The sequence below is a fragment of the Streptomyces sp. NPDC006551 genome (genome assembly GCF_040611675.1).
In the GTDB taxonomy this organism is placed as follows: Bacteria; Actinomycetota; Actinomycetes; order Streptomycetales; family Streptomycetaceae; genus Streptomyces.
In genome coordinates this window covers 125,783-146,388 of sequence record NZ_JBEXOT010000007.1, presented here as the reverse complement: position 1 = coordinate 146,388, position 20,606 = coordinate 125,783, and the positions used below count along the sequence as shown (strand labels likewise).

The window sequence follows — 20,606 nt, the reverse complement described above, 5'->3', positions numbered from 1 at the left end:
TTTCCGACGGCACACGGAAGGTATTCGAGTTGATCTACGGCGCAATGAAGTTCTCCATCGGAGGGTCGCTGAAGCTCGCCTTCAGGCCGTGGGTGGAGGGCCTCGAGAACATTCCCGCCGAGGGGCCGGCGATCCTCGCGAGCAACCATCTGTCGTTCTCGGACTCCTTCTTCCTGCCCGCCGTCCTCGACCGCAAGGTCACCTTCATCGCCAAGGCCGAGTACTTCACGTCGCCCGGGGTGAAGGGCAAGCTCACCGCCGCCTTCTTCAAGGGCGTCGGCCAGCTCCCGGTGGACCGCTCCGGAGCGCGCGGCGCCGGCGAGGCGGCGATCAAGGCCGGTATCGAGGTCATCGAGAAGGGCGGACTCTTCGGGATCTATCCCGAGGGCACCCGCTCTCCTGACGGCCGGCTCTACCGCGGCAAGCCGGGCGGCCTCGCGCGCGTGGCGCTCGCCACCGGCGCGCCCGTGATCCCGGTCGCCATGATCGACACCGAGAAGATCCAGCCGCCCGGCAAGGTCGTCCCCAAGCTGATGCGCCCGGGGATCCGGATCGGCAAGCCGCTGGACTTCAGCCGCTACCAGGGCATGGAGGGGGACCGCTTCATCCTCCGCTCGGTGACCGACGAGGTCATGTACGAGATCATGAAGCTGTCCGGCCAGGAGTACGTCGACATCTACGCGACGGCCGCCAAGCGTCAGATCGCCGAGGCGGAGAAGGCCGCCAAGGAGGCCGTCAAGGCCGAGATCGCGGCACGGGAAGAGTCCGGCGCCTGACCCCTGCCGGGGGCGCCGTGGGGTGGGGGAGATGGCCAAGCGCGAGCGTGTCGTGCGGATGTCGGTCGAGCAGCCGCTGTGGCGCGCGCTCACGGCGTACCGCGTCCTGACGATGATCTACGCGGTCCTGCTCTTCGCCTTCTCCCGGGACCGCTACGAACGGCCGTGGGTGGCCGTCGCCTTCCTCGCCGTGCTGTGCGTCTGGAACCTGGCCACCCTCCCCAAGGTGGCCAACGCGGCCAGCTGCACCAAGCGCTTCCTGGGCGCCGACCTCACGGTCGCGCTCACCGGCATCCTGCTCACCCCGCTGGCCGACGCGCAGGCCCGGACCGTCGACGGCCCCACCCTGCCGTCGATATGGACCGCCGGAGCCGTCCTCGCGTACGCGATCAAGGGCGGCTGGCGCTGGGCCGGCTTCGCCTCCTCGCTGGTCGCCGTCGCCAACATCATCGAGCGCGGTCACCCGAGCCGCGACACCCTCCACAACGTGCTTCTGGTGTGGGTGGCCTCCATCGCCATCGGGTACGTCGTCGAGGTCGCACGCGCCTCGGAGCGCACCCTCGCCCGCGCCCTGGAGATCGAGGCCGCGACCCGCGAGCGGGAGCGGCTGGCCCGGGACATCCACGACAGCGTGCTCCAGGTCCTCGCGATGGTGCAGCGGCGGGGCACGGCGCTCGGCGGCGAGGCCGCCGAACTGGGCCGGATGGCGGGGGAACAGGAGGTCGCCCTGCGCACGCTGGTCGCCGGCGGCCTGACCCGGCCGTCCCTGGTCTCCGAGGACGAGTCCGAGGGGGCGGTGGTCCGGTTCGTCGACGACCCCGATGACCCCGACGACGCGGCCGGCTCCCCGGTCGATCTGCGGACGCTGCTCGCCCCGCGCGCCGGAGCGCGGGTCACGCTCTCCGACCCCGGCGCCCCGGTCCTGCTTCCGCCGGCCGCCGCCCGCGAACTGGCCGCCGCTGTCGGTGCCGCCCTGGACAATGTCCGGGTGCACGCGGGCGAGGGCGCGCGGGCGTGGATCCTGGTCGAGGACTGGCCGGACGAGGTGATCGTGACGGTACGGGACGACGGCCCCGGCATCCCGGAGGGGCGGCTCGCGCAGGCGGAGGGCGAGGGCCGGATGGGCGTCGCCCTGTCCATCCGGGGGAGACTGCGGGATCTGGGCGGCACGGCCGAGCTGATCTCGGTCCCGGGCCAGGGCACGGAAGTCGAATTGAAGGTCCCGCGCGAGCGCGGGACGCACGGGGGAAGGTGAACGGACAGATGAGCGAGCAGCAGGCGGCACCGCAGGTGGAACAGCAGCAGACGGCCGGACCGATCAAGGTGATGGTCGTGGACGACCATCCGATGTGGCGGGACGCGGTCGCCCGCGACCTCGCCGAGGCGGGCCTGGACGTGGTCGCCACGGCCGGCGACGGCGAGCAGGCGGTGCGCCGCGCCAAGGCGGTGGGCCCCGACGTCCTCGTCCTCGACCTCAACCTGCCGGCGAAGCCCGGCGTCCAGGTCTGCAAGGAGCTGGTCGGCGCCGACCCCCGGCTGCGGGTCCTGGTCCTCTCCGCGAGCGGTGAGCACGCCGACGTCCTGGAGGCGGTCAAGTCCGGGGCCACCGGCTATCTCCTCAAGTCCGCCAGCACGGCCGAGCTGATCGACGCGGTGCGCCGCACCGCCGTGGGAGACCCGGTCTTCACCCCCGGCCTCGCGGGCCTGGTCCTCGGCGAGTACCGCCGCCTCGCCTCCGAACCCGCCCCGGCCGCCGGGGCCGACGAGCCGAAGGCCCCGCAGCTGACCGAGCGCGAGACCGAGGTCCTGCGCCTCGTCGCCAAGGGCCTGAGCTACAAGCAGATCGCGGAGCGCCTGGTCATCTCGCACCGCACCGTGCAGAACCACGTCCAGAACACCCTCGGCAAGCTCCAGTTGCACAACCGGGTGGAACTCGTCCGGTACGCCATCGAGCGCGGCCTCGACGACGCCTGACGAGGATCCACGCGCAATTCACCCTCCGTGCCGTGTCGGAGTGACCCACGTCACTACTAGCGTGGGCCTCGCATCCCGTCCGCCACGGCGAAGGAGAGCTCCATGCGCGTCGGCGTACTGACCGGGGGCGGCGACTGCCCCGGTCTCAACGCGGTCATCCGCGGCATCGTCCGCAAAGGCGTCCAGGAGTACGGCTACGACTTCACCGGCTTCCGCGACGGCTGGCGCGGACCGCTGGAGGGCCACACCGTGCCTCTCGACATCCCCGCCGTCCGCGGCATCCTGCCGCGCGGCGGGACCATCCTCGGCTCCTCGCGCACCAACCCGCTGACGGTGGAGAACGGCATCCACCGCATCAAGGAGAACCTCGCCAAGAGCGAGGTCGACGCGTTGATCGCGATCGGCGGCGAGGACACCCTCGGCGTCGCCGCCCGGCTGGTCGACGAGTACGGCGTCCCGTGCGTCGGGGTTCCCAAGACCATCGACAACGACCTCTCCGCCACGGACTACACCTTCGGCTTCGACACCGCCGTCGGTATCGCCACCGAGGCCATCGACCGTCTCCACACCACCGCCGAGTCCCATATGCGGGTCCTGGTGGTGGAGGTCATGGGCCGGCACGCCGGCTGGATCGCCCTCCACTCCGGCCTGGCCGGCGGCGCCAACGTCATCCTCATCCCCGAGCAGCGCTTCGACCTCGACCAGGTCTGCGCCTGGGTCACCTCGCGCTTCAAGGCCACGTACGCCCCGATAGTGGTCGTCGCCGAGGGGGCGATGCCCCGGGACGGGGACATGGTCCTCAAGGACGGGACGCTCGACTCGTACGGGCACGTCCGGCTCTCGGGTGTGGGGGAGTGGCTCGCCAAGGAAATCGAGCGGCGGACCGGCAAGGAGGCCAGGACCACCGTCCTCGGCCATGTGCAGCGGGGCGGCACGCCGAGCGCCTTCGACCGCTGGCTCGCCACGCGGTTCGGTCTGCACGCCATCGACGCGGTGCGCGACGGCGACTTCGGGAAGATGGTCGCCCTGCGCGGCACCGACATCGTCCGCGTCCCGATCGCGCAGGCCACGGCCCGCCTCAAGACGGTCGACCCGGCGCTCTACGCCGAGGTGGGGGTCTTCTTCGGCTGAGGCCCCCGGCCGAGACCTTCGCCCGGGACGGGGACGGAACGCGAAGCGCCTCCGGGAGTCGTATATTCGCCGGGTACGAGACATATCCGGCAGAACCCGGAGGAGCTCCGTGGAGATCCTGGCGTTCGGTGTGCAGGCGGACGAGAAGCCGCTGCTGGAGAAGGCCTTCCACGGCCACCACGACATCCGCTGCCTGGACGTCTTCCTCACCGAGGACACCGCCCCCATCGCGGCCGGCCACCCGATCGTGTCCACCAGCGTCAACGCCGACCTCGGCGCCCGGGTCCTGCGCATCCTCGCCGACGGCGGGACGAAGATGATCGCCCAGCGCTCCACCGGCTTCAACAACATCGACCTCGACGTCGCCGAACGGCTCGGGCTCACGGTCGCCCGGGTGTCGTACTACTCCCCGTACTCCGTCGCCGAGTTCGCCTGGACGCTGGCGATGGCGGTCAACCGGCGGATCGTCCGCGCCTCGAACCGGACCCGCGACTTCGACTTCCGGCTCGACGGTCTCATGGGTCGCGACCTGCGCGGCCGGACGGTCGGTGTCCTCGGCACCGGCAAGATCGGCGAGGCCTTCACCCGGATCGCCCACGGCTTCGGCATGAACCTGCTCGGCTGGGACGTCGCCCCGAACCCGGCCTGCGCCGCACTCGGCATGGAGTACGTCGAGAAGGAACGGCTCCTCGCCGAGTCCGACCTGATCAGCCTGCACGTACCGCTGCTGCCGGCCACCCGGCACCTCATCGACGCCGCCGCCCTCAAGAAGATGAAGGACGACGCCATCCTGGTGAACTCCAGCCGCGGCGGCCTCGTCGACACCGAGGCGCTGGTCGTCGAGCTGCGCGCGGGCCGCTTCGCCGGTGTGGGGCTCGACGTGTACGAGGCGGAGGCCGGGCTCTTCTTCCTCGACAAGTCCCTGGAGGTCGTCGAGGACGACACCCTGGCCCGCCTGGTGACCTTCCCCAACGTCGTGGTCACCTCCCACCAGGCGTACTACACGGCCGACGCGGTCGGACAGATCATCGACACCACCCTCCAGAACGTCCTCGACCACCTCGCGGGCCGACGCGGCGAGAACGTCCTGGTCCCGGCGGCTCCCTGAACCTCAGACCAGTACGGCCGCGAGCAGGGACGCCGTCAGCTCCGCCCCCTCCCTCGTCAGCACCGACTCCGGGTGGAACTGGACGCCCGCGAAGCCCGGGCCGCGCAGCGCGTGGACCTCGCCCGTGCCGGCGTCCCGGCTCACCTCGATCCGGTGCAGCGCCAGCTCGGTGGCGGTCCGGTCGTCGCAGCGGGCGGTGAAGCTGTTGTAGAAGCCGACCGTCCGTTCCTGTCCGAAGAGGTCGATCCGCACCTGCGCGCCCTGGAACGGGACCCGCTTGCGGACGATCTCCAGGCCCAGCTCGGCCGCGATCAGCTCATGCCCCAGGCAGACGCCGAGCAGGCCGTGGCGGTGGTTCCGTACCAGCTCGGCGGTCAGTCCGCGCAGGAACCGCATCTTCGGATCGGCCGCGTCGCCCGGGTCGCCGGGGCCCGGGCCGAGCACCACCGGACCGTCGTGCGCGAGCGCCAGCTCCCGCAGCCCCGGCTCGTCGTAGCGGACGACCGAGACCTCCAGGCCGGAGGAGCGCAGCAGATGGGCGAGCATCGCGGTGAAGGTGTCCTCCGCGTCGATCACCAGGGCATGGCCGGACAGCTCCGCCGACCGCACCTGCATCTTCAGCCAGAACGGCGCCAGGTCGGCCCGCCGCGCGTCCAGCGCCGCCCGCACCCGCGGGTCGTCGGCCAGCCGCGGCGCCAGGGGCGACTCGTCGCGGGGCCGCCCTTCCCGTACCCCCAGGGCGGCGAGCACGCCCGCCGCCTTGGCGTGGGTCTCGGCGACCTCGCCCGCCGGGTCGGAGTGCCGGACCAGCGTCGCGCCGACCGGCACGCGCAGCCGTCCGCCGGCGGAGATGTCGGCGGTACGGATGAGGATGGGGGAGTCCAGCGTCTGGGCGCCGTTCTCGTCCTGACCGAGCAGGGCCAGAGCGCCGGCGTAGTAGCCCCGCCCCCCGGCCTCGTGGCGCTCGATGACCCGGCAGGCGTTCTGCACCGGCGAGCCGGTGACGGTCGCCGCGAACATGGTCTCCCGCAGCACCTCCCGTACGTCGAGGGACGAACGGCCGCGCAGCTCGTACTCCGTATGGGCGAGATGGGCCATCTCCTTGAGCCGCGGCCCGACCACCACCCCGCCCATGTCGCCGACCGTGCACATCATCTTCAGCTCCTCGTCGACCACCATGGAGAGCTCCTCGGTCTCCTTGCGGTCGGCGAGGAAGGCCAGCAGATCGTCGGCGGTCGGCGCGGCGCCGGACGGGTAGCGGTAGGTGCCGCTGATCGGATTCATCACGACCGTCCCCCCGGACATCCGCACGTGCGCCTCCGGACTCGCGCCGACCAGCGTCCGGTCCCCGGTGTGGACGACGAAGGTCCAGTACGCGCCCCGCTCGCCGGTGAGCAGCCGCCGGAAGAGGGCCAGCGCGTCGGCGCGCCCGAAGCCCGGGATCTCGCCGGTGTAGGTGCGCCGGATGACGAAGTTGGCGCCCTCGCCGGAGCCGATCTCCTCGTCGATCACCCGCCGCACGGTCTCGGCGTACGAACCGTCGGACACGTCGAAGCCGCCGTCCTCCACCCGTACCTCGTGCGCCGGAAGCCGGGCGAGTGCGTCGGCGAGCGGCAGCTCGTACGCCTCCTCCGCGACCAGCACGGAGAGCGGGGTGCCGTCGTCACGGACCTCGAAGCCGCGCTCGCGGATCTGCCGGAACGGCACCAGGGCGAGGGTGGGCAGCGCGCCGACGGGCAGCTCGGCGAGGCGCTCGGCCTCGTGGACGGAGCCGATCAGCACCTCGACGGTGTCGTGGTCACGGCCCGGGGTGCGGCGGCGCAGCAGCGCGAACGGGGGGCTGGAGTCGTCCAGGAGACGGGAGAGGTCCATCGTTGCGTTCCTTCCGTGGAGCGGAGAGGAACGGCCCGGGAAACAGAAGAAGGCCGCCCCTCGGGCGGCCTTCGCGTGTTCGGAGTACGCGCAGTCAGTGGGCCGCCGGATGAGCGGTCCACCACCAGTTCTGGGTCGTCTGCGCGAACATGTCGGCGATCGTAGCCCATGGATCCTGTCGTGTCCGTCTCATCCGTCTCACCCAGCGGTCACTGGCTTGGACGTCGCTTTTCGCCACGTACTGTTGGTTGCGTGACCGTGAACGCTGAATCCCACGCCGTCGCCAAGGCGACCTGGCGAGACCTGCCCGCGGCGCAGCAGCCCGAGTACCCCGATGCCGAGGCTCTGCGCGATGTGATCGCGGACCTCGAGTCGTATCCCCCGCTCGTCTTCGCGGGCGAGTGCGACCAGCTGCGCGCCCGGATGGGAGCCGTCGCCCGTGGCGAGGCGTTCCTGCTCCAGGGCGGCGACTGCGCCGAGGCCTTCGACGCCGTTTCCGCCGACCACATCCGTGCCAAGCTCAAGACGCTGCTCCAGATGAGCGCCGTCCTGACGTACGCGGCCTCCGTGCCCGTCGTCAAGGTCGGCCGCATCGCCGGGCAGTACTCCAAGCCCCGCTCGAAGGGGACCGAGACCCGCGACGGCGTGACGCTGCCGACCTACCGCGGCGACTCGGTCAACGGCTTCGACTTCAACGAGAAGGCCCGCGTCCCGGACCCGGAGCGCCTGAAGCGGATGTACAACGCGTCCGCCTCCACGCTCAACCTGGTGCGCGCCTTCACCACCGGCGGCTACGCCGACCTGCGCCAGGTGCACGCCTGGAACCAGGACTTCGTGAAGTCGTCCCCCTCGGGCCAGCGCTACGAACAGCTGGCGCGCGAGATCGACAACGCCCTGAACTTCATGAAGGCCTGTGGCACCGACCCGGCCGAGTTCCGCGCGGTCGAGTTCTACGCCTCCCACGAGGCGCTGCTGCTCGACTACGAGGGCGCCCTCACCCGTACCGACTCGCGGACCGGCAAGCTGTACGACACCTCCGGCCACATGGTCTGGATCGGTGAGCGCACCCGTCAGCTGGACCACGCCCACATCGAGTTCGCCTCGCGGATCGCGAACCCGATCGGGATCAAGCTGGGGCCGACGACCTCGGTCGACGAGGCGCTGACGTACATCGACCGCCTGGACCCGGGGCGCGAGCCGGGCCGGCTGACCTTCATCGTCCGTATGGGCGCCGACAAGGTCCGGGACAAGCTCCCGGAGCTGGTCGAGAAGGTCACCGCCTCCGGCGCGACCGTCGCCTGGGTGACGGACCCGATGCACGGCAACACCTTCGAGGCCGCCTCCGGCCACAAGACCCGCCGCTTCGACGACGTGCTCGACGAGGTCAAGGGCTTCTTCGAGGTCCACAAGGCGCTGGGTACGCACCCGGGCGGCATCCACGTCGAGCTCACCGGTGACGATGTCACCGAGTGCGTGGGCGGCGGCGACGAGATCTTCGTCGACGACCTGCACCAGCGCTACGAGACGGCCTGCGACCCGCGGCTCAACCGCAGCCAGTCGCTCGACCTCGCGTTCCTGGTGGCGGAGCTCTACCGCGACTAGCGGTCGCGATCAGTAGGTGTGTTCCTACGACTGTGGGGCGCGGATCCATGTGATCCGCGCCCCACAGTCGTTGACAGGGCTTTTACCCGCCAGAGGCGCCGGGTAAGGTTAGGTTAGCCTTATCGATCTCGGCGGGAGGTGAACCGCGTGTACGTCTGCTCATGCTTCGGTGTCACGGAGAAGCAGGTCAAGGAGCACGCGGACGCGGGCGCCTGCACGCCTCGCCAGATCGCCTCCGCCTGCAAGGCCGGAACCGACTGCGGCTCCTGCGTGCGGCGGATCCAGGCCATCCTCGGGCGCGGCAACTGCCCTCGACGGGAGCTGCTGGACCAGGGCATGCCTGCCCTGGCGACGGACCTCTCCGTTCCCGACGGGCTCTCTGAGGCCGCCTAGGCCGCTCTGCGGGCGCTCCGGACCGCCCTGTGCCGAGTGGGCGGCTAGCTCGGCTGCTCGATCAGCGTCGAGAGGTAGAGCGCCTCGCCGAGCTTCTCGATCAGCTCCAGCTGGGTGTCGAGATAGTCGATGTGGTGCTCCTCGTCGGCGAGGATCTCCTCGAAGAGGTTGGCCGAGGTGATGTCGCCCTTGGTGCGCATGACCTCGATCCCCCGCTTGAGGCGGTCGATCGCCTCCACCTCCACCTGACGGTCCGCCTCGAACATCTCCTTGACCGTCTGGCCGACCCGCACATGGAAGAGCCGCTGGTAGTTGGGCAGGCCGTCCAGCATCAGGATGCGTTCGGTCAGCTTGTCCGCGTGCTTCATCTCATCGATGGACTCTTCGCGGGTGTACTTGGCGAGCTTGGTCCAGCCCTTGTTGTCCTGGATGCGGTAGTGCAGCCAGTACTGGTTGATGGCCGTCAGCTCGCCGGTCAGCTGCTCGTTGAGGAACTCGAGGACCTCGGGGTCGCCCTGCATCGCAGAGGCTCCTTCCACGCATGTCTACGTCGTGACTGGGCAGGATGGCCGCATCTTTGCACCACGGATGGGGGGCGTCCAGTAAGTGCAGGCTTAGTGGGACTTGCCCGGATACGGCACTGCGGGCGCGTTCACTGGTCATGACCACCCCTCGCCGTCTGTCACCATGGATGACATGGGTCAGCCGGAGAGCGGAGTACACCGGGAAGCGGGGCAGTCGGATCTTCCGCCGGGACAGCGGCTGCAGCGCGGCTGGCCGGTCACCCACTACGGCCCCGTGCCCAAGTTCAAGCCGGACCGCTGGGAGTTCCGGGTCTTCGGCGCGACGGCCGACGGCGACAAGCGGTGCTGGAATCACGAGGAGTTCTCGGCGCTGCCGTTCTCGACGGTCGTGGCCGATCTGCACTGCGTGACGAAATTCAGCATGCTGGGGGCCGAATGGGGGGGTGTGCCCGCCCGTACGATCCTCGAACTGGCCCCGCCGGCCGCCAATGTCACCCATGTGATGGTCTGGGCCGAGTACGGCTTCAGCGCCAATATGCGGCTCTCCGACTTCGCCGCCGAGGGCACGATCTTCGCCACGCACAAGGACGGCGAGCTGCTCACCGCCGAGCACGGCTTCCCGCTGCGGCTCGTGGTGCCGCATCTGTACGCCTGGAAGGGGCCCAAGTGGGTCCGGGGCGTGGAGTACATGACCGCCGACCGCCGTGGCTTCTGGGAGGAGCGCGGCTATCACAACATCGGCGACCCCTGGACCGAGCAGCGCTACTCCTACCAGGAGGAACCGGGAGACGGCCCGGAGCTGTAGCCGCCCCGGACCGTCCGCCCCGATCGGTCTCAGTGGTGGTACTGGTGGACCACCGCATGGCCCTTGCCGCGGCCGATCATCCACTTGTTGAACGGCGTGGTGATCAGGAAGGCGACGAGGAAGGCGAAGGCCAGCGCGCCCCAGAAGAGTCCGTCGGTGAGGTGCGCGTCCATGGCGCCCGGCACCAGCAGCAGGACGCCGTTGTCGACGACCTCCATCACGGTGATGGAGAGGGTGTCGGCGGCGAGCGCGACGCCGATGGCCGCCTTCAGGCTCAGCCCCGCGCGGACGACCGCCCAGAGGGTCAGCGAGTAACCGAAGAAGAAGGCCAGGACGATGGCGAGCGCCATCGTCGGTGCGTTGCCCCAGCCGAGCGCGGTTCCGATGATCATGCCGAGGACCTCGCCGATGGCACATCCGGTGAGGCAGTGCAGCGTCGCCTTCATCGCCATGGACCAGCTGACCTTGCCACCGCCGTGGTGCTGGTGGGCGCTGTGATGGGCGTGGCTGCCGTGGCTGTTGTGGACGGCGTGGTTCTCGTGGTTCTCGTGGCTGGGGTGGTGGGTGTGCGCTTCGTGCTGCATGACGAGCCCCCAACGACGGGTAGCGGTTCCTGCCTATGCAAGAACCGTATACCCCCCTGGGGTATTCCTCAACAGGAAATCACTCCCGGAGCTTCTTCAGCAGCTCCACGTCCGCCACATGCCCTTCCTTCCCGCCCGGCGTCTCGATGACCAGCGGCACGCCCTCGGTCTCCGGGTGGCGCATCAGCGCGCGAAACGCCTCCTGGCCGATGTGACCCGCCCCGATGTTCGCGTGCCGGTCCTTGTGCGCGCCGACGACGTCCTTCGAGTCATTGGCGTGGATCAGCTTCAGCCGGCCCTCGCCCACCGACTCGACCAGCAGGTCGAGGGTCTGGATCGCGCCGTGCGGCCCCGCGAGGTCGTGGCCGGCGGCGAAGATGTGGCAGGTGTCCAGACAGACGCCGAGCCTGGGGTGGTGGTCGAGCGCGTCGAAGTACGGCCCGAAGTCCCAGGTTCGCGAGCAGAGCGAAGAGCCCTGGCCGGCCGTCGACTCCAGGAGCAGGAAGGGGTCGTCCACGTGCGTCAGCTCGTCGAGCAGCGGCAGCATCCGCTCCCGTACCTGCGCCAGCGCCTCCCCGCGCGGACGGCCTCCGGTCGCCGAGCCGGTGTGGACGACCACGCCCTTCGCGCCGATCTCCCGGGCGCGGCGCAGCGAGTGCCGCAGCGACTCCACCGACCGCTCGACGGTGGCCTCGGTGTGGGAGCCGAAGTTGATCAGGTAAGGGGCGTGGACCCAGGCCGAGATCCCGGCGGCCTCGCACTCGGTGCGGAACCGCTCGTCCTGTACCGGGTTGCCGACCGGGGTGGCCCAGCCGCGCGGGTTGGCGACGAAGACCTGGACGGCTTCGGCGCCCAGGTCGCGCGCGTAGGCGAGACCGGTGGTGGCGAGGCCGCCGGCCACGGGGACATGGCCGCCGACGGGGTTGCGCATGAGTCTCTACAGTCCCTTGATCGTGAGGGTGATGGTGGAGCCCTCCGGGGCGGTGGAGCCGCCCTCGACGGACTGGCTCGCGACGGTGTCGCCGAGGAAGGGGAAGGTCTTCTCGACCTTCACCTCGAAGCCCGCGTCCTCGAGCCGGTCGCGTGCCGCGTCGGCCTTCTCACCCGTGACGTCGGGGACGGCGACCATCCGCGGGCCCTTGGAGACGGTGAGGGTGATCGTGTCGCCCTCGGCGGCGCGGCTGCCCTCGGCGAGCGACTGGGCGGCGACCGAACCGGCCGCCTCCGGGGAGTGGATCCGCTCCGCCGCGATCTTCACGGTGAGACCGGCGTCCTGGAGCGTCTCGGTGGCGTCGGCCACCGACGCCCCGGCCACGTCGGGAACGTCGATCGGGATGCCCTTGCTGACGACCAGCGCGATGGCGGAGTCGGGGGCGCGCTCGGTGCCGGGCTCGGGGTCGGAGCTGATCACGGCGCCCTGCGGGATGTCCTGGCTGAAGGCCTCGGTGACCACACCGGGTGCCAGACCCTCCTCCGCGAGCAGTCGCTTGGCCTCCGTGAGCGGCTTCCGCTTGAGGTTGGGGACCTTCACGACCTCGGGGCCCCGGGACAGGGTCAGGGTCACCGTGCCGTTGCCGCGTATGCGTTCGCCCGGGGCGGGATCGGTGGCCATGACCGTGCCGCGTTCGTAGACCTCGCTGAACGCGCGCCGGGTCTGCCCGACGTCCAGACCCGCGTCCCTCAGCCGCTCGCCGGCCTGGGCCTCGGTCTGGCCGAGCACGGCCGGGACGCGGGTGAACTGGCCGGAGTTGATGTACCAGACACCGCCGCCGATCCCGAGGGCCAGCAGGACGGCGGCGAGGACGAGGAGCGGGCCGCGGCGAGGAGCACGGCGGGGCCGTCGCTCCGGCGGCGGTTCCGGCGGCATCGTGATCCGGCTGGTGTGCCGCGGCACCGCGCGCGGGATGACGCTGGTCCGGTCCTCGGAGCGGTCGTGGTCCCGCACGCCCCCTTCGATGCGCGCCTGCGGCGGTACGGCGTCGAGCTGCTCCTCACCGAGCGTCGCGCGGGCGTCCAGGCTCAGCGCGAGGAGCGCGACGGCGTCGTGCGGACGGACATCGGGGTTGCGGGCCGTGGCGCTCGCCACCAGCTCGTCCAGTTCGAGGGCGAGCCCGGGGACGACGGCGGAAGGGGCCGGTACGTCGGTGTTGAGGTGCCGGTAGAGGACCTGGGCGGGCGTCTCCCCGTCGTGCGGCTTGCCTCCGGTCAGCATCTCGTACAGGACGACACCGCAGGCGTACACGTCGGCGCGGGTGTCGGCGGTGCCGTGCTCGATCTGCTCGGGGGCGAGGTACGAGACGGTGCCGAGGACGGAGCCGGTGGTGTCCGTGGCCGAGCCGACGGCCCGTACGAGACCGAAGTCGGCGACCTTGACCCGGCCGTCGTCCCCTATCAGGACGTTCTCCGGCTTCATGTCCCGGTGTACGAACCCGGCCCGGTGCGCGGCGCCGAGGGCGGCGAGCACGGGCTCCAGGATGTCGAGCGCGGCCCGGGGCTGGAGGGCGCCGCGCTCGCGCAGCACGTCGCGGAGGGTGCAGCCGGCGACGTACTCCATCGCGAGATAGACGTACGCGCCATCGGCGCCCTGGTCGAAGACCCCGACGACATTGGGGTGGGAGAGGCGCGCGACCGACTTCGCCTCGCGGATGAACCGCTCGACGAAGACGGCGTCGGCCGCCAGCGCCGGGTGCATCACCTTGAGCGCGAGCACCCGGTCGAGACGGGTGTCGACGGCCCGGTAGACCGTGGCCATGCCTCCGACGGCGACGCGTGCGTCGACGCGGTAGCGGCCGTCGAGCAGCTGCCCGACGATGGGGTCTTCCCAGCCCGAAGGGCTGGGGGACGGGTCCTGGAGGGTCGTGTCCACGGGCTCGAGTCTACGAGCCCCCACGGACGCCCGGTCCCGGCCGCCGCCCGACTGCAGCGCACCTGTGACGGGCGGGGCGGGGACGGGGATGGGGACGGGGTCTAAAGGGCTCGGTTCACCTCCGGCGCGCTCTCAGCGTCCGTCGACGGACGACCGTGCTCACCCGCTCGTTCCTCGCGGGCTGCGCGCGCTCTCCCTTTCGACGGCCGCGCGCCCCTTCGACTCACTCGCCGTCCGGCCGGGGCCGTCCGGGCGGGCGGTGTGACGCGGTGAAGGTCACACGGTCAGAACGCCGGGCGTTCCGGGTCCAGGGCGGCGAGGCCCTCCGTCGGGGACGAGGCCTCCGCGAAGTGGCGGCGCGGGATGCGGCCGGCCCGCCACGCCAGCCGGCCCCCCTCGACGGCGTGCCGCATCGCCGACGCCATGAGCACCGGCTCCTGCGCCCGCGTCACCGCCGACGCCAGCAGCACCGCCGCGCACCCCAGCTCCATCGCCAGCGCCGCGTCCGACGCCGTCCCCGCCCCCGCGTCCATGATCACCGGCACTCCCGCCCGCTCGACGATCAGCTGGAAGTTGTGCGGATTGCGGATGCCGAGCCCGGAGCCGATCGGCGACCCCAGCGGCATGATCGCCGCGCATCCCACGTCCTCCAGCTTCCGGGCGAGCACGGGGTCGTCGTTGGTGTACGGAAGGACCGTGAAGCCGTCGTCCACCAGCGTCTCGGCCGCGTCGAGCAGCTCGACCGGATCCGGCAGCAGGGTCCGCTCGTCGGCGACGACCTCCAGCTTGATCCACTCCGTGCCCAGCGCCTCCCGGGCGAGCCGGGCGGTCAGCACGGCCTCGCCCGCCGTGAAGCAGCCCGCCGTGTTGGGCAGCACCTGGATGCCGAGCCGGTCCAGGACCGACAGGATCGAGCCCTGCACGGTCGGGTCCAGGCGGCGCATCGCCACCGTGGTCAGCTCCGTACCGCTGGCGATCAGCGAGCGCTCCAGCATGTCCAGGCTGGGCGCGCCGCCCGTGCCCATGATCAGACGCGAGGAGAACTCCGTACCGCCGAGAAGGAACACGTCGTCGGACATCGCGCTCAGCCTCCCTGCACCGCTGTGAGGACCTCGACGCGGTCGCCCTCGCCGAGGAAGGTCGCGGACCACTGGCCGCGCGGCACGACGGTTTCGTTGACGGCCGCGGCCACCCCCGAGGGGGCCGCGGTCAGGGTGGCGACGAGGGCGTCGAGCGAGACGGGGCCGGGGAGCTCGCGCGGCTCCCCGTTCACGGACACGTTCAGCACGTTCATGCGGGCTGCTCCAGACGTACGGGAGAGAAGCGGCGGGGGGTGAAGGGGCGGGCCTCGTCCGGGAGCGTGCCGGTGGTCAGCACCTCCGCCATGACGTCGCCGGTGACGGGCGTGAGCAGCACCCCGTTGCGGTAGTGGCCGGTGGCCAGCTGGAGGCCCGGCAGCGCGCTCGGGCCGAGCAGCGGCGCGTTGTCCGGGGACCCGGGCCGCAGACCCGCCCGGGTCTCGGTGAGCGGCAGCTCGGTGATGCCCGGCACCAGCTCGTGCGCGTCGCGCAGCAGCTCGTACACCCCGCCCGCCGTGACCGTGGTGTCCCAGCCGAGCTCCTCGCTGGTCGCGCCGACGACCAGCTCGCCGTTCTCGCGCGGCACCAGATAGACGTGGCTGCCGCGTACCACGGCCCGGACCGTGCGGGACAGGAACGGCGCGTACGCGGGCGGCACGGTCAGCCGCAGCACCTGCCCCTTGACGGGCCGTACCGGAGGCAGAGCCTCCTCCGGTACGCCGCCGAGCCGGCCGCTGAGGCTGCCCGCGGCCAGGACGACCTGGTCGGCCGCGAGCTCCGTGCCGTCCGCGAACACCGCTCCCGCGGCCCGGTCGCGCACGACCGTGAGACGGTCGGCGACGCTCCGGTGGAAGACCACACCGGCGCGTTCGCAGGCGACGACCAGCGCGGCGGCGAGCCGGCGCGGATCGACCTGGTGGTCGCCATCGACCCGGAGCCCGCCCCGCACCCCCGGAGCGAGCATCGGCTCGAGCCGGCGGCAGTCACGCCCGCTGAGCCACTCCGACTCCAGACCGCAGCGGGTCTGCAGGGCGTGCAGCTCCCGCAGATGCGCCCGGTCGTCCGCGTCGAGGGCGACGGCGAGCGTCCCGCACGAGCGGTAGCCCACGTCGTGGCCCGTGGCGTCGCTCAGTTCGGCGACGAAGGCCGGGTAGCGGCGGGCGGAGGCGAGGTTGAGCCCGAGCAGGGTCTCCTCGCCGTAGTGGAGTTCGGTGACGGCGGCGAGCATGCCGGCCGCGACCCGTGCGGCCCCGCCGCCGGGTTCGGGGTCGGCCACGGCGGTGCGCAGCCCGCGCTGCGCCGCGCGCCAGGCCGTGACGAGGCCGATGATCCCGCCCCCGATGACGAGGACGTCACAGGACGTACGGACGTGTGGCATACGTGATGGCATGGGCGTCCAGCCCCTCCCTTCGCCGGCATGACCCGGATCAGGTTCGTACGGTCGGAGGCCGGTCAGCCTCCCTCTCAGCCCGGTGCGTCCGGGCTCCCGTGAGTGCTCTACGTTGACGGTCAGACTATCCCCCGCCCTTCGCGCCGAGTAGGGAGCCTCCGCCATGGGACCGACGTCACTCCCCGGGCGCGTTCGGCGGGAGCCGTGCCGGGCAGGGGAGTCCCTGGAAGGTTCCGGCACCGGCTCGGTGGAGCGGCCACCTTCCTGACGTCCCGTCAGATGCGTAAGGTGATCGGGTGAGCGAGCAGAAGCAGGCACAGCAGCACGTCGTGATCGTGGGCGCCGGCATGGCGGGAGTGCAGACCGCCGTCGCCCTGCGCGAGCAGGGCTTCGCGGGCCCCGTCACCCTGATCGGAGCCGAGCCCCACCAGCCCTACGACCGGCCCCCGCTCTCCAAGGCGGTACTCCTGGGCAAGGCCGAGGACTCGGCCTTCGACGTCGACTTCGAAGCACTCTCCATCGAGCTGCGCCTCGGCCTCGAAGTGACCGGCCTGCGCGCCGAAGCCCACGAGATCGACACCGAGGCCGGGCCGGTGCCCTACGACGTACTGGTCGTCGCCACCGGAGCCCAGCCGGTCACCCTGCCCGGCACCGAGGGCGTGCCCGGCGTCCACCTGCTGCGCACCCTCGACGACGCCGCCCGGCTCAAGCCCGTCCTTGAGCGGCGCCACGACATCGTGGTGGTCGGGGCGGGCTGGATCGGCGCCGAGTTCGCCACCGCCGCGCGCGAGGCCGGCTGCGCCGTCACCGTCGTCGAGGCCGCCGACCGGCCGCTCGCGGGCGCGCTGCCCGCCGACGTCGCCGCCCCGATGGCCCGGTGGTACGAGGAGAGCGGCGCCGCTCTCCTCACCCACGCGCGCGTGGCGCGGATCGAACCCGGCAGTGTCGTCCTGGCCGACGGCCGGACGCTGCCCGCCGACGCCGTCGTCGTCGGCATCGGGGCCCGGCCCGCCACCGACTGGCTCGACGGCTCCGGCATCGCCCTGGACGCGGGCGGCTCGATCACCGCCGACGACCGGCTCCGGACCTCCCTGCCCGACGTGTACGCCGTCGGCGACTGCGCCTCCTTCCCCTCCGCCCGCTACGACGAGCGGCTCCTGGTCCACCACTGGGACAACGCCCTCCAGGGACCGCGCACGGTCGCGGCCGACATCATCGGCGAGACCCCCCGGGTCTACGACCCGGTGCCGTACTTCTGGTCCGAGCAGTTCGGGCGCTTCGTCCAGTACGCCGGGCACCACACGGGCGCCGACGAGCTGGTCCGGCGCGGCGACCCGGCCGGCGCCTCCTGGTCCGTCCTCTGGCTGCGCGCCGGCGTCCTGGTCGCCCTGCTCGCCGTCGGCCGCCCCCGCGATCTGGCCCAGGGCCGCAAACTGATCGAGGCGGGCATGCGCGTCGCCCTGGAGCGGGCGACCGACCCCTCCGTACCCCTGAAGGCGGCCGTCGAATAGGGCCCGGCTTCCGACTGTCGGTCCGGGATGGCAGGCTGGTCCCGTGACCGAGATTGACGCAAGAATCGATGCTCTCGTCCCCGCCTGGCTCTACCTCCCCGACATCGCGGAAATGCTCGATGTCGAGGTGACGCGCGTACGGCAGCTGGTCAAGGAGGGCCAGCTCATCGCCGTGCGCCGCGGTGAGAACAGGGCGCTTCAGGTCCCCGCCGCCTTCATCGACGGCGACAAGGTGGTCAAGGGTCTCTCCGGGACCCTGACGCTCCTGAAGGACGACGGCTTCACCGACGAAGAGATGCTGGAGTGGCTCTTCACTCCCGACCCGACCCTGCCGGGCACGCCCGCGCAGGCCCTCAGCGAGAATCGCGGCACGGAGGTGAAGCGCCGCGCCCAGGCGCTCGCCGTCTGACGCACCCAAGACACCACAGGAGATCCCGTGGGGCCGGGCCCGCCCGGCCCCACGGGACCGCCGCAGCCCCCGGGGGAGCACCCATGTCCACGCCACGCGCACAGCTCGCCGACGCCCGGCTCTACCTCTGCACGGACGCCCGCAAGCGCCAGGGCGACCTGCCCGCGTTCCTCGACGCCGTGCTCTCCTCCGGCGTGGACATCGTGCAGCTCCGCGACAAGGGCATGGAGGCCGGCGAGGAGCTGGAGCATCTCGCCGTCCTCGCCGACGCCTGCAGCAGGCACGGCAAGCTGCTCGCCGTGAACGACCGGGCGGACGTCGCCCACGCCATCGGCTCCGACGTGCTGCACCTGGGCCAGGGCGACCTGCCCGTCCCCGCGGCCCGGGCCGTCCTCGGCGACGAGGTGCTGATCGGCCGCTCCTGCCACGCCGAGTCCGAGGTGGCCGCGGCCGCCGCCGAACCGGGCGTGGACTACTTCTGCACCGGGCCCTGCTGGCCCACCCCCACCAAGCCCGGGCGGTACGCGCCGGGACTCGGGCTCGTGCGGTACGCGGCCTCCCTGGAAGCCGAAGGACAGGACCGGCCCTGGTTCGCCATCGGCGGGATCGACGAGACCACCCTCGACGAGGTCCTCGACGCGGGCGCCCGCCGTGTCGTCGTCGTCCGGGCGATCACCGAGGCCGACGACCCGGCCGCGGCGGCGGCCCGGCTGGCCAAGCGGGTCCGCGAAAGGGCGAACGGATGATGTCCATCTTTCGGACTCTGCTCCATCGGCGGCGGCACCCCGTCTAACCTGCCCGTATGGCCCTTGGTACCGCTTCCACCCGCACGGACCGCGCACGCACGGTCCGTGACATCCTCGCGTCCGGGAAGTCCTCGTACTCCTTCGAGTTCTTCGCGCCCCGGACCGAGAAGGGCGAGCGGAGCCTGTGGAACGCCCTGCGAAGAGTCGAGGCGGTCGGACCGAGCTTCGTCTCCGTGACCTACGGCGCCGGCGGGTCCACCCGTGGCGGGACGGTCAAGGCCACCCAGCAGATCGCCGCCGACACCACCCTCACCCCGGTGGCGCACCTCACCGCCGTCGACCACTCGGTCGCCGAGCTGCGCAACGTCCTCGGCCAGTACGCCGACGCCGGGATCCGGAACATGCTCGCGCTGCGCGGCGACCCGCCGGGCGACCCGCTGGGGGAGTGGGTGGAGCACCCGGAGGGCGTCCAGTACGCCGCCGACCTGGTCCGGCTGATCAAGGAGTCCGGCGACTTCTGCGTCGGCGTCGCCGCCTTCCCCGAGATGCACCCGCGCTCCACCGACTGGGACACGGACATCCGGCACTTCGTGGACAAGTGCCGCGCGGGCGCCGACTACGCCATCACGCAGATGTTCTTCGACCCGGAGAACTATCTCCGGATGCGCGACAGCGTGGAGAAGGCCGGCTGTGACACGCCGATCATCCCCGAAGTCATGCCCGTGGTGAACGTCAGGACCCTCGACCGGCTGCCCCAGCTGAGCAACGCGGTCTTCCCCGCGGCTGTGAAAGAGAGCATCCTCGCCGTCAAGGACGATCCCGCCGCTGTACGCTCCATTGGCATCGAGTTCGCGACGGAGTTCTGCGCACGTCTGCTCTCCGAGGGTGTCCCCGGACTGCACTTCATCACGCTGAACAACTCCACCGCGACGCTCGAGATCTACGAAAACCTCGGACTGCACGAGCAGCCGTGACCGGCGTACCCGCCCCAGACCCGCGGCGGTGGCCGTAGGAGAGGGGCGGGCATGGGGTGGACGGTCCTCTACATCGCGTTCGGTGTCGTCGCGTTGTGGCTGTTGGGTGAGGTGCTGCTGCAGTACAAGGCGCGGCTGCGCTGGCGTGTGCTCGCCTTCTGCGGCTTCCTGGGCGTCGTCCTCGGCGTCCTGCTGCCGTCGGTCGCGGTGATCATCGCCGGGGCCGTGGCCTTCGCCGTCGGGCAGACCTATGTGACGCTCTCCTTCCGTCGCGGCTTCTCCACCGGCTGGGCGCTCGGCGGCAGGCCCGGCGTGAGCCGCCGCCGCAGGTCCGCCGCCGCACCGGCCGGGGCCGCGGGCCCCACCCTGGAGGTCACCGAGGTCTCCTACGAGCCGGTGGACCCCGAGCCGGCGGCCGCCGAGACCACCGCCGTCTACGAGCCCCAGCCGATGCCCGACGAGACGGGCCAGTACGGCGTCTACACCCCCGCGTACGACCACGCCCCCGCCCAGCCCGAGGCGCAGACCGCCTACGGCACGGGCTACGACCCCTACGCGACGCCGGGCTACGAACAGCCCGCCTATGAACAGCCCGCCTACGACTACGGCACCGAGCAGCAGCAGTACGCCGCCTACTCCGACCCGTACATCGGCCCGGGCACCGACGGCCAGCAGTACACCTCGTACGACTACGGCACGGCGGGCCCCCAGCCGTACGCCGACCCCTACGCACCCTCCTACACCTACGACACCCCGCCCGGCGGCGTCTGGGTGCCGCAGCAGCGGGACGGCGAGCAGCCCGCCGAACAGCAGGGCCAGGAGTACTACGGCAACGGCAACGACCAGCAGTACCGCTACTAGC

Annotated in this window: 22 protein-coding genes and 1 riboswitch; of the genes, 13 read left to right on the top strand and 9 right to left on the bottom strand. The window is 71.5% G+C overall.

Annotated features, from left to right (window positions below; genetic code table 11):
• The first annotated feature begins 29 nt into the window (after nt 1–29).
• The 5 genes from ABZY12_RS10790 (at nt 30) to ABZY12_RS10770 (ending at nt 4,989) form a co-directional block, all read left to right on the top strand.
• Nucleotides 30–776, top strand: coding sequence for a lysophospholipid acyltransferase family protein (locus ABZY12_RS10790; RefSeq protein WP_356888949.1), 747 nt, complete (start codon nt 30–32; stop codon nt 774–776).
• A 31-nt stretch (nt 777–807) separates the two neighbouring features.
• Nucleotides 808–2,031, top strand: a complete 1,224-nt coding sequence (locus tag ABZY12_RS10785) for a DUF5931 domain-containing protein (RefSeq protein ID WP_356888948.1) — start codon at nt 808–810, stop codon at nt 2,029–2,031.
• An 8-nt stretch (nt 2,032–2,039) separates the two neighbouring features.
• The gene (locus ABZY12_RS10780) at nt 2,040–2,750 is read left to right on the top strand and encodes a response regulator transcription factor (protein ID WP_356888947.1); all 711 of its coding nucleotides are present in this window, start codon (nt 2,040–2,042) and stop codon (nt 2,748–2,750) included.
• A 102-nt stretch (nt 2,751–2,852) separates the two neighbouring features.
• A complete protein-coding gene (locus ABZY12_RS10775; RefSeq protein WP_356888946.1) occupies nt 2,853–3,881 on the top strand; it encodes a 6-phosphofructokinase in 1,029 nt (342 codons plus the stop codon).
• 109 nt (nt 3,882–3,990) lie between these two features.
• Nucleotides 3,991–4,989, top strand: coding sequence for a 2-hydroxyacid dehydrogenase (locus tag ABZY12_RS10770; protein ID WP_356888945.1), 999 nt, complete (start codon nt 3,991–3,993; stop codon nt 4,987–4,989).
• A gap of 3 nt (nt 4,990–4,992) precedes the next feature.
• On the opposite strand, the gene ABZY12_RS10765 is transcribed toward ABZY12_RS10770, so the two are convergent.
• Both ABZY12_RS10765 and ABZY12_RS10760 read right to left on the bottom strand, forming a co-directional pair.
• A complete protein-coding gene (locus tag ABZY12_RS10765; RefSeq protein WP_356888944.1) occupies nt 4,993–6,861 on the bottom strand; it encodes an anthranilate synthase family protein in 1,869 nt (622 codons plus the stop codon).
• Between the two features lie 94 nt (nt 6,862–6,955).
• Nucleotides 6,956–7,012, bottom strand: a complete 57-nt coding sequence (locus ABZY12_RS10760) for a trp operon leader peptide (protein ID WP_078513512.1) — start codon at nt 7,010–7,012, stop codon at nt 6,956–6,958.
• Nucleotides 7,013–7,113: 101 nt separating this feature from the next.
• Here ABZY12_RS10760 and ABZY12_RS10755 point away from each other — a divergent pair, with 101 nt between their 5' ends.
• Together ABZY12_RS10755 and ABZY12_RS10750 are read left to right on the top strand one after the other, a co-directional pair.
• Nucleotides 7,114–8,463 carry a class II 3-deoxy-7-phosphoheptulonate synthase gene (locus ABZY12_RS10755; protein ID WP_356888943.1) on the top strand — a complete coding sequence of 450 codons (1,350 nt, stop codon included), beginning with the start codon at nt 7,114–7,116 and terminating at the stop codon, nt 8,461–8,463.
• A gap of 138 nt (nt 8,464–8,601) precedes the next feature.
• A complete protein-coding gene (locus ABZY12_RS10750; protein ID WP_356888942.1) occupies nt 8,602–8,856 on the top strand; it encodes a (2Fe-2S)-binding protein in 255 nt (84 codons plus the stop codon).
• 44 nt (nt 8,857–8,900) lie between these two features.
• On the opposite strand, the gene bfr is transcribed toward ABZY12_RS10750, so the two are convergent.
• Nucleotides 8,901–9,377 (bottom strand): bacterioferritin, encoded by a 477-nt coding sequence (gene bfr / locus ABZY12_RS10745; RefSeq protein ID WP_356888941.1) that lies wholly within the window; start codon nt 9,375–9,377, stop codon nt 8,901–8,903.
• Between the two features lie 175 nt (nt 9,378–9,552).
• Between bfr and ABZY12_RS10740 the strand changes: the two genes are divergently transcribed.
• Nucleotides 9,553–10,185 (top strand): sulfite oxidase-like oxidoreductase, encoded by a 633-nt coding sequence (locus ABZY12_RS10740; RefSeq protein ID WP_356888940.1) that lies wholly within the window; start codon nt 9,553–9,555, stop codon nt 10,183–10,185.
• 29 nt (nt 10,186–10,214) lie between these two features.
• On the opposite strand, the gene ABZY12_RS10735 is transcribed toward ABZY12_RS10740, so the two are convergent.
• The 6 genes from ABZY12_RS10735 to thiO form a co-directional block, all read right to left on the bottom strand.
• A complete protein-coding gene (locus ABZY12_RS10735; protein WP_356888939.1) occupies nt 10,215–10,769 on the bottom strand; it encodes a DUF4396 domain-containing protein in 555 nt (184 codons plus the stop codon).
• A 79-nt stretch (nt 10,770–10,848) separates the two neighbouring features.
• Nucleotides 10,849–11,700 carry a deoxyribonuclease IV gene (locus tag ABZY12_RS10730; RefSeq protein ID WP_356888938.1) on the bottom strand — a complete coding sequence of 284 codons (852 nt, stop codon included), beginning with the start codon at nt 11,698–11,700 and terminating at the stop codon, nt 10,849–10,851.
• Nucleotides 11,701–11,706: 6 nt separating this feature from the next.
• The gene (pknB, locus tag ABZY12_RS10725; protein WP_356889014.1) at nt 11,707–13,569 is read right to left on the bottom strand and encodes a Stk1 family PASTA domain-containing Ser/Thr kinase; all 1,863 of its coding nucleotides are present in this window, start codon (nt 13,567–13,569) and stop codon (nt 11,707–11,709) included.
• 350 nt (nt 13,570–13,919) lie between these two features.
• Nucleotides 13,920–14,714 (bottom strand): thiazole synthase, encoded by a 795-nt coding sequence (locus tag ABZY12_RS10720; protein WP_356888937.1) that lies wholly within the window; start codon nt 14,712–14,714, stop codon nt 13,920–13,922.
• A gap of 5 nt (nt 14,715–14,719) precedes the next feature.
• The gene (gene thiS, locus ABZY12_RS10715; RefSeq protein ID WP_356888936.1) at nt 14,720–14,929 is read right to left on the bottom strand and encodes a sulfur carrier protein ThiS; all 210 of its coding nucleotides are present in this window, start codon (nt 14,927–14,929) and stop codon (nt 14,720–14,722) included.
• Nucleotides 14,926–16,092 (bottom strand): glycine oxidase ThiO, encoded by a 1,167-nt coding sequence (gene thiO / locus ABZY12_RS10710; protein WP_356889013.1) that lies wholly within the window; start codon nt 16,090–16,092, stop codon nt 14,926–14,928. The genes thiS and thiO overlap by 4 nt, the downstream gene beginning before the upstream one ends.
• 9 nt (nt 16,093–16,101) lie before the next feature.
• A riboswitch (TPP riboswitch) is annotated at nt 16,102–16,214 on the bottom strand.
• A gap of 186 nt (nt 16,215–16,400) precedes the next feature.
• Between thiO and ABZY12_RS10705 the strand changes: the two genes are divergently transcribed.
• From ABZY12_RS10705 to ABZY12_RS10685, 5 genes are all read left to right on the top strand, one after another.
• Nucleotides 16,401–17,615 carry an FAD-dependent oxidoreductase gene (locus tag ABZY12_RS10705; RefSeq protein ID WP_356888935.1) on the top strand — a complete coding sequence of 405 codons (1,215 nt, stop codon included), beginning with the start codon at nt 16,401–16,403 and terminating at the stop codon, nt 17,613–17,615.
• A 43-nt stretch (nt 17,616–17,658) separates the two neighbouring features.
• Nucleotides 17,659–18,024, top strand: a complete 366-nt coding sequence (locus ABZY12_RS10700) for an Rv2175c family DNA-binding protein (RefSeq protein WP_137989908.1) — start codon at nt 17,659–17,661, stop codon at nt 18,022–18,024.
• An 83-nt stretch (nt 18,025–18,107) separates the two neighbouring features.
• On the top strand, nt 18,108–18,770 hold the full coding sequence (gene thiE, locus ABZY12_RS10695) for a thiamine phosphate synthase (RefSeq protein ID WP_356888934.1): 663 nt from the start codon (nt 18,108–18,110) through the stop codon (nt 18,768–18,770).
• A 56-nt stretch (nt 18,771–18,826) separates the two neighbouring features.
• Complete coding sequence (metF, locus tag ABZY12_RS10690; RefSeq protein ID WP_356888933.1) at nt 18,827–19,744, top strand: methylenetetrahydrofolate reductase [NAD(P)H]; 918 nt, start codon at nt 18,827–18,829, stop codon at nt 19,742–19,744.
• A gap of 51 nt (nt 19,745–19,795) precedes the next feature.
• The gene (locus tag ABZY12_RS10685) at nt 19,796–20,605 is read left to right on the top strand and encodes a hypothetical protein (protein WP_356888932.1); all 810 of its coding nucleotides are present in this window, start codon (nt 19,796–19,798) and stop codon (nt 20,603–20,605) included.
• Nucleotide 20,606 lies beyond the last annotated feature (1 nt).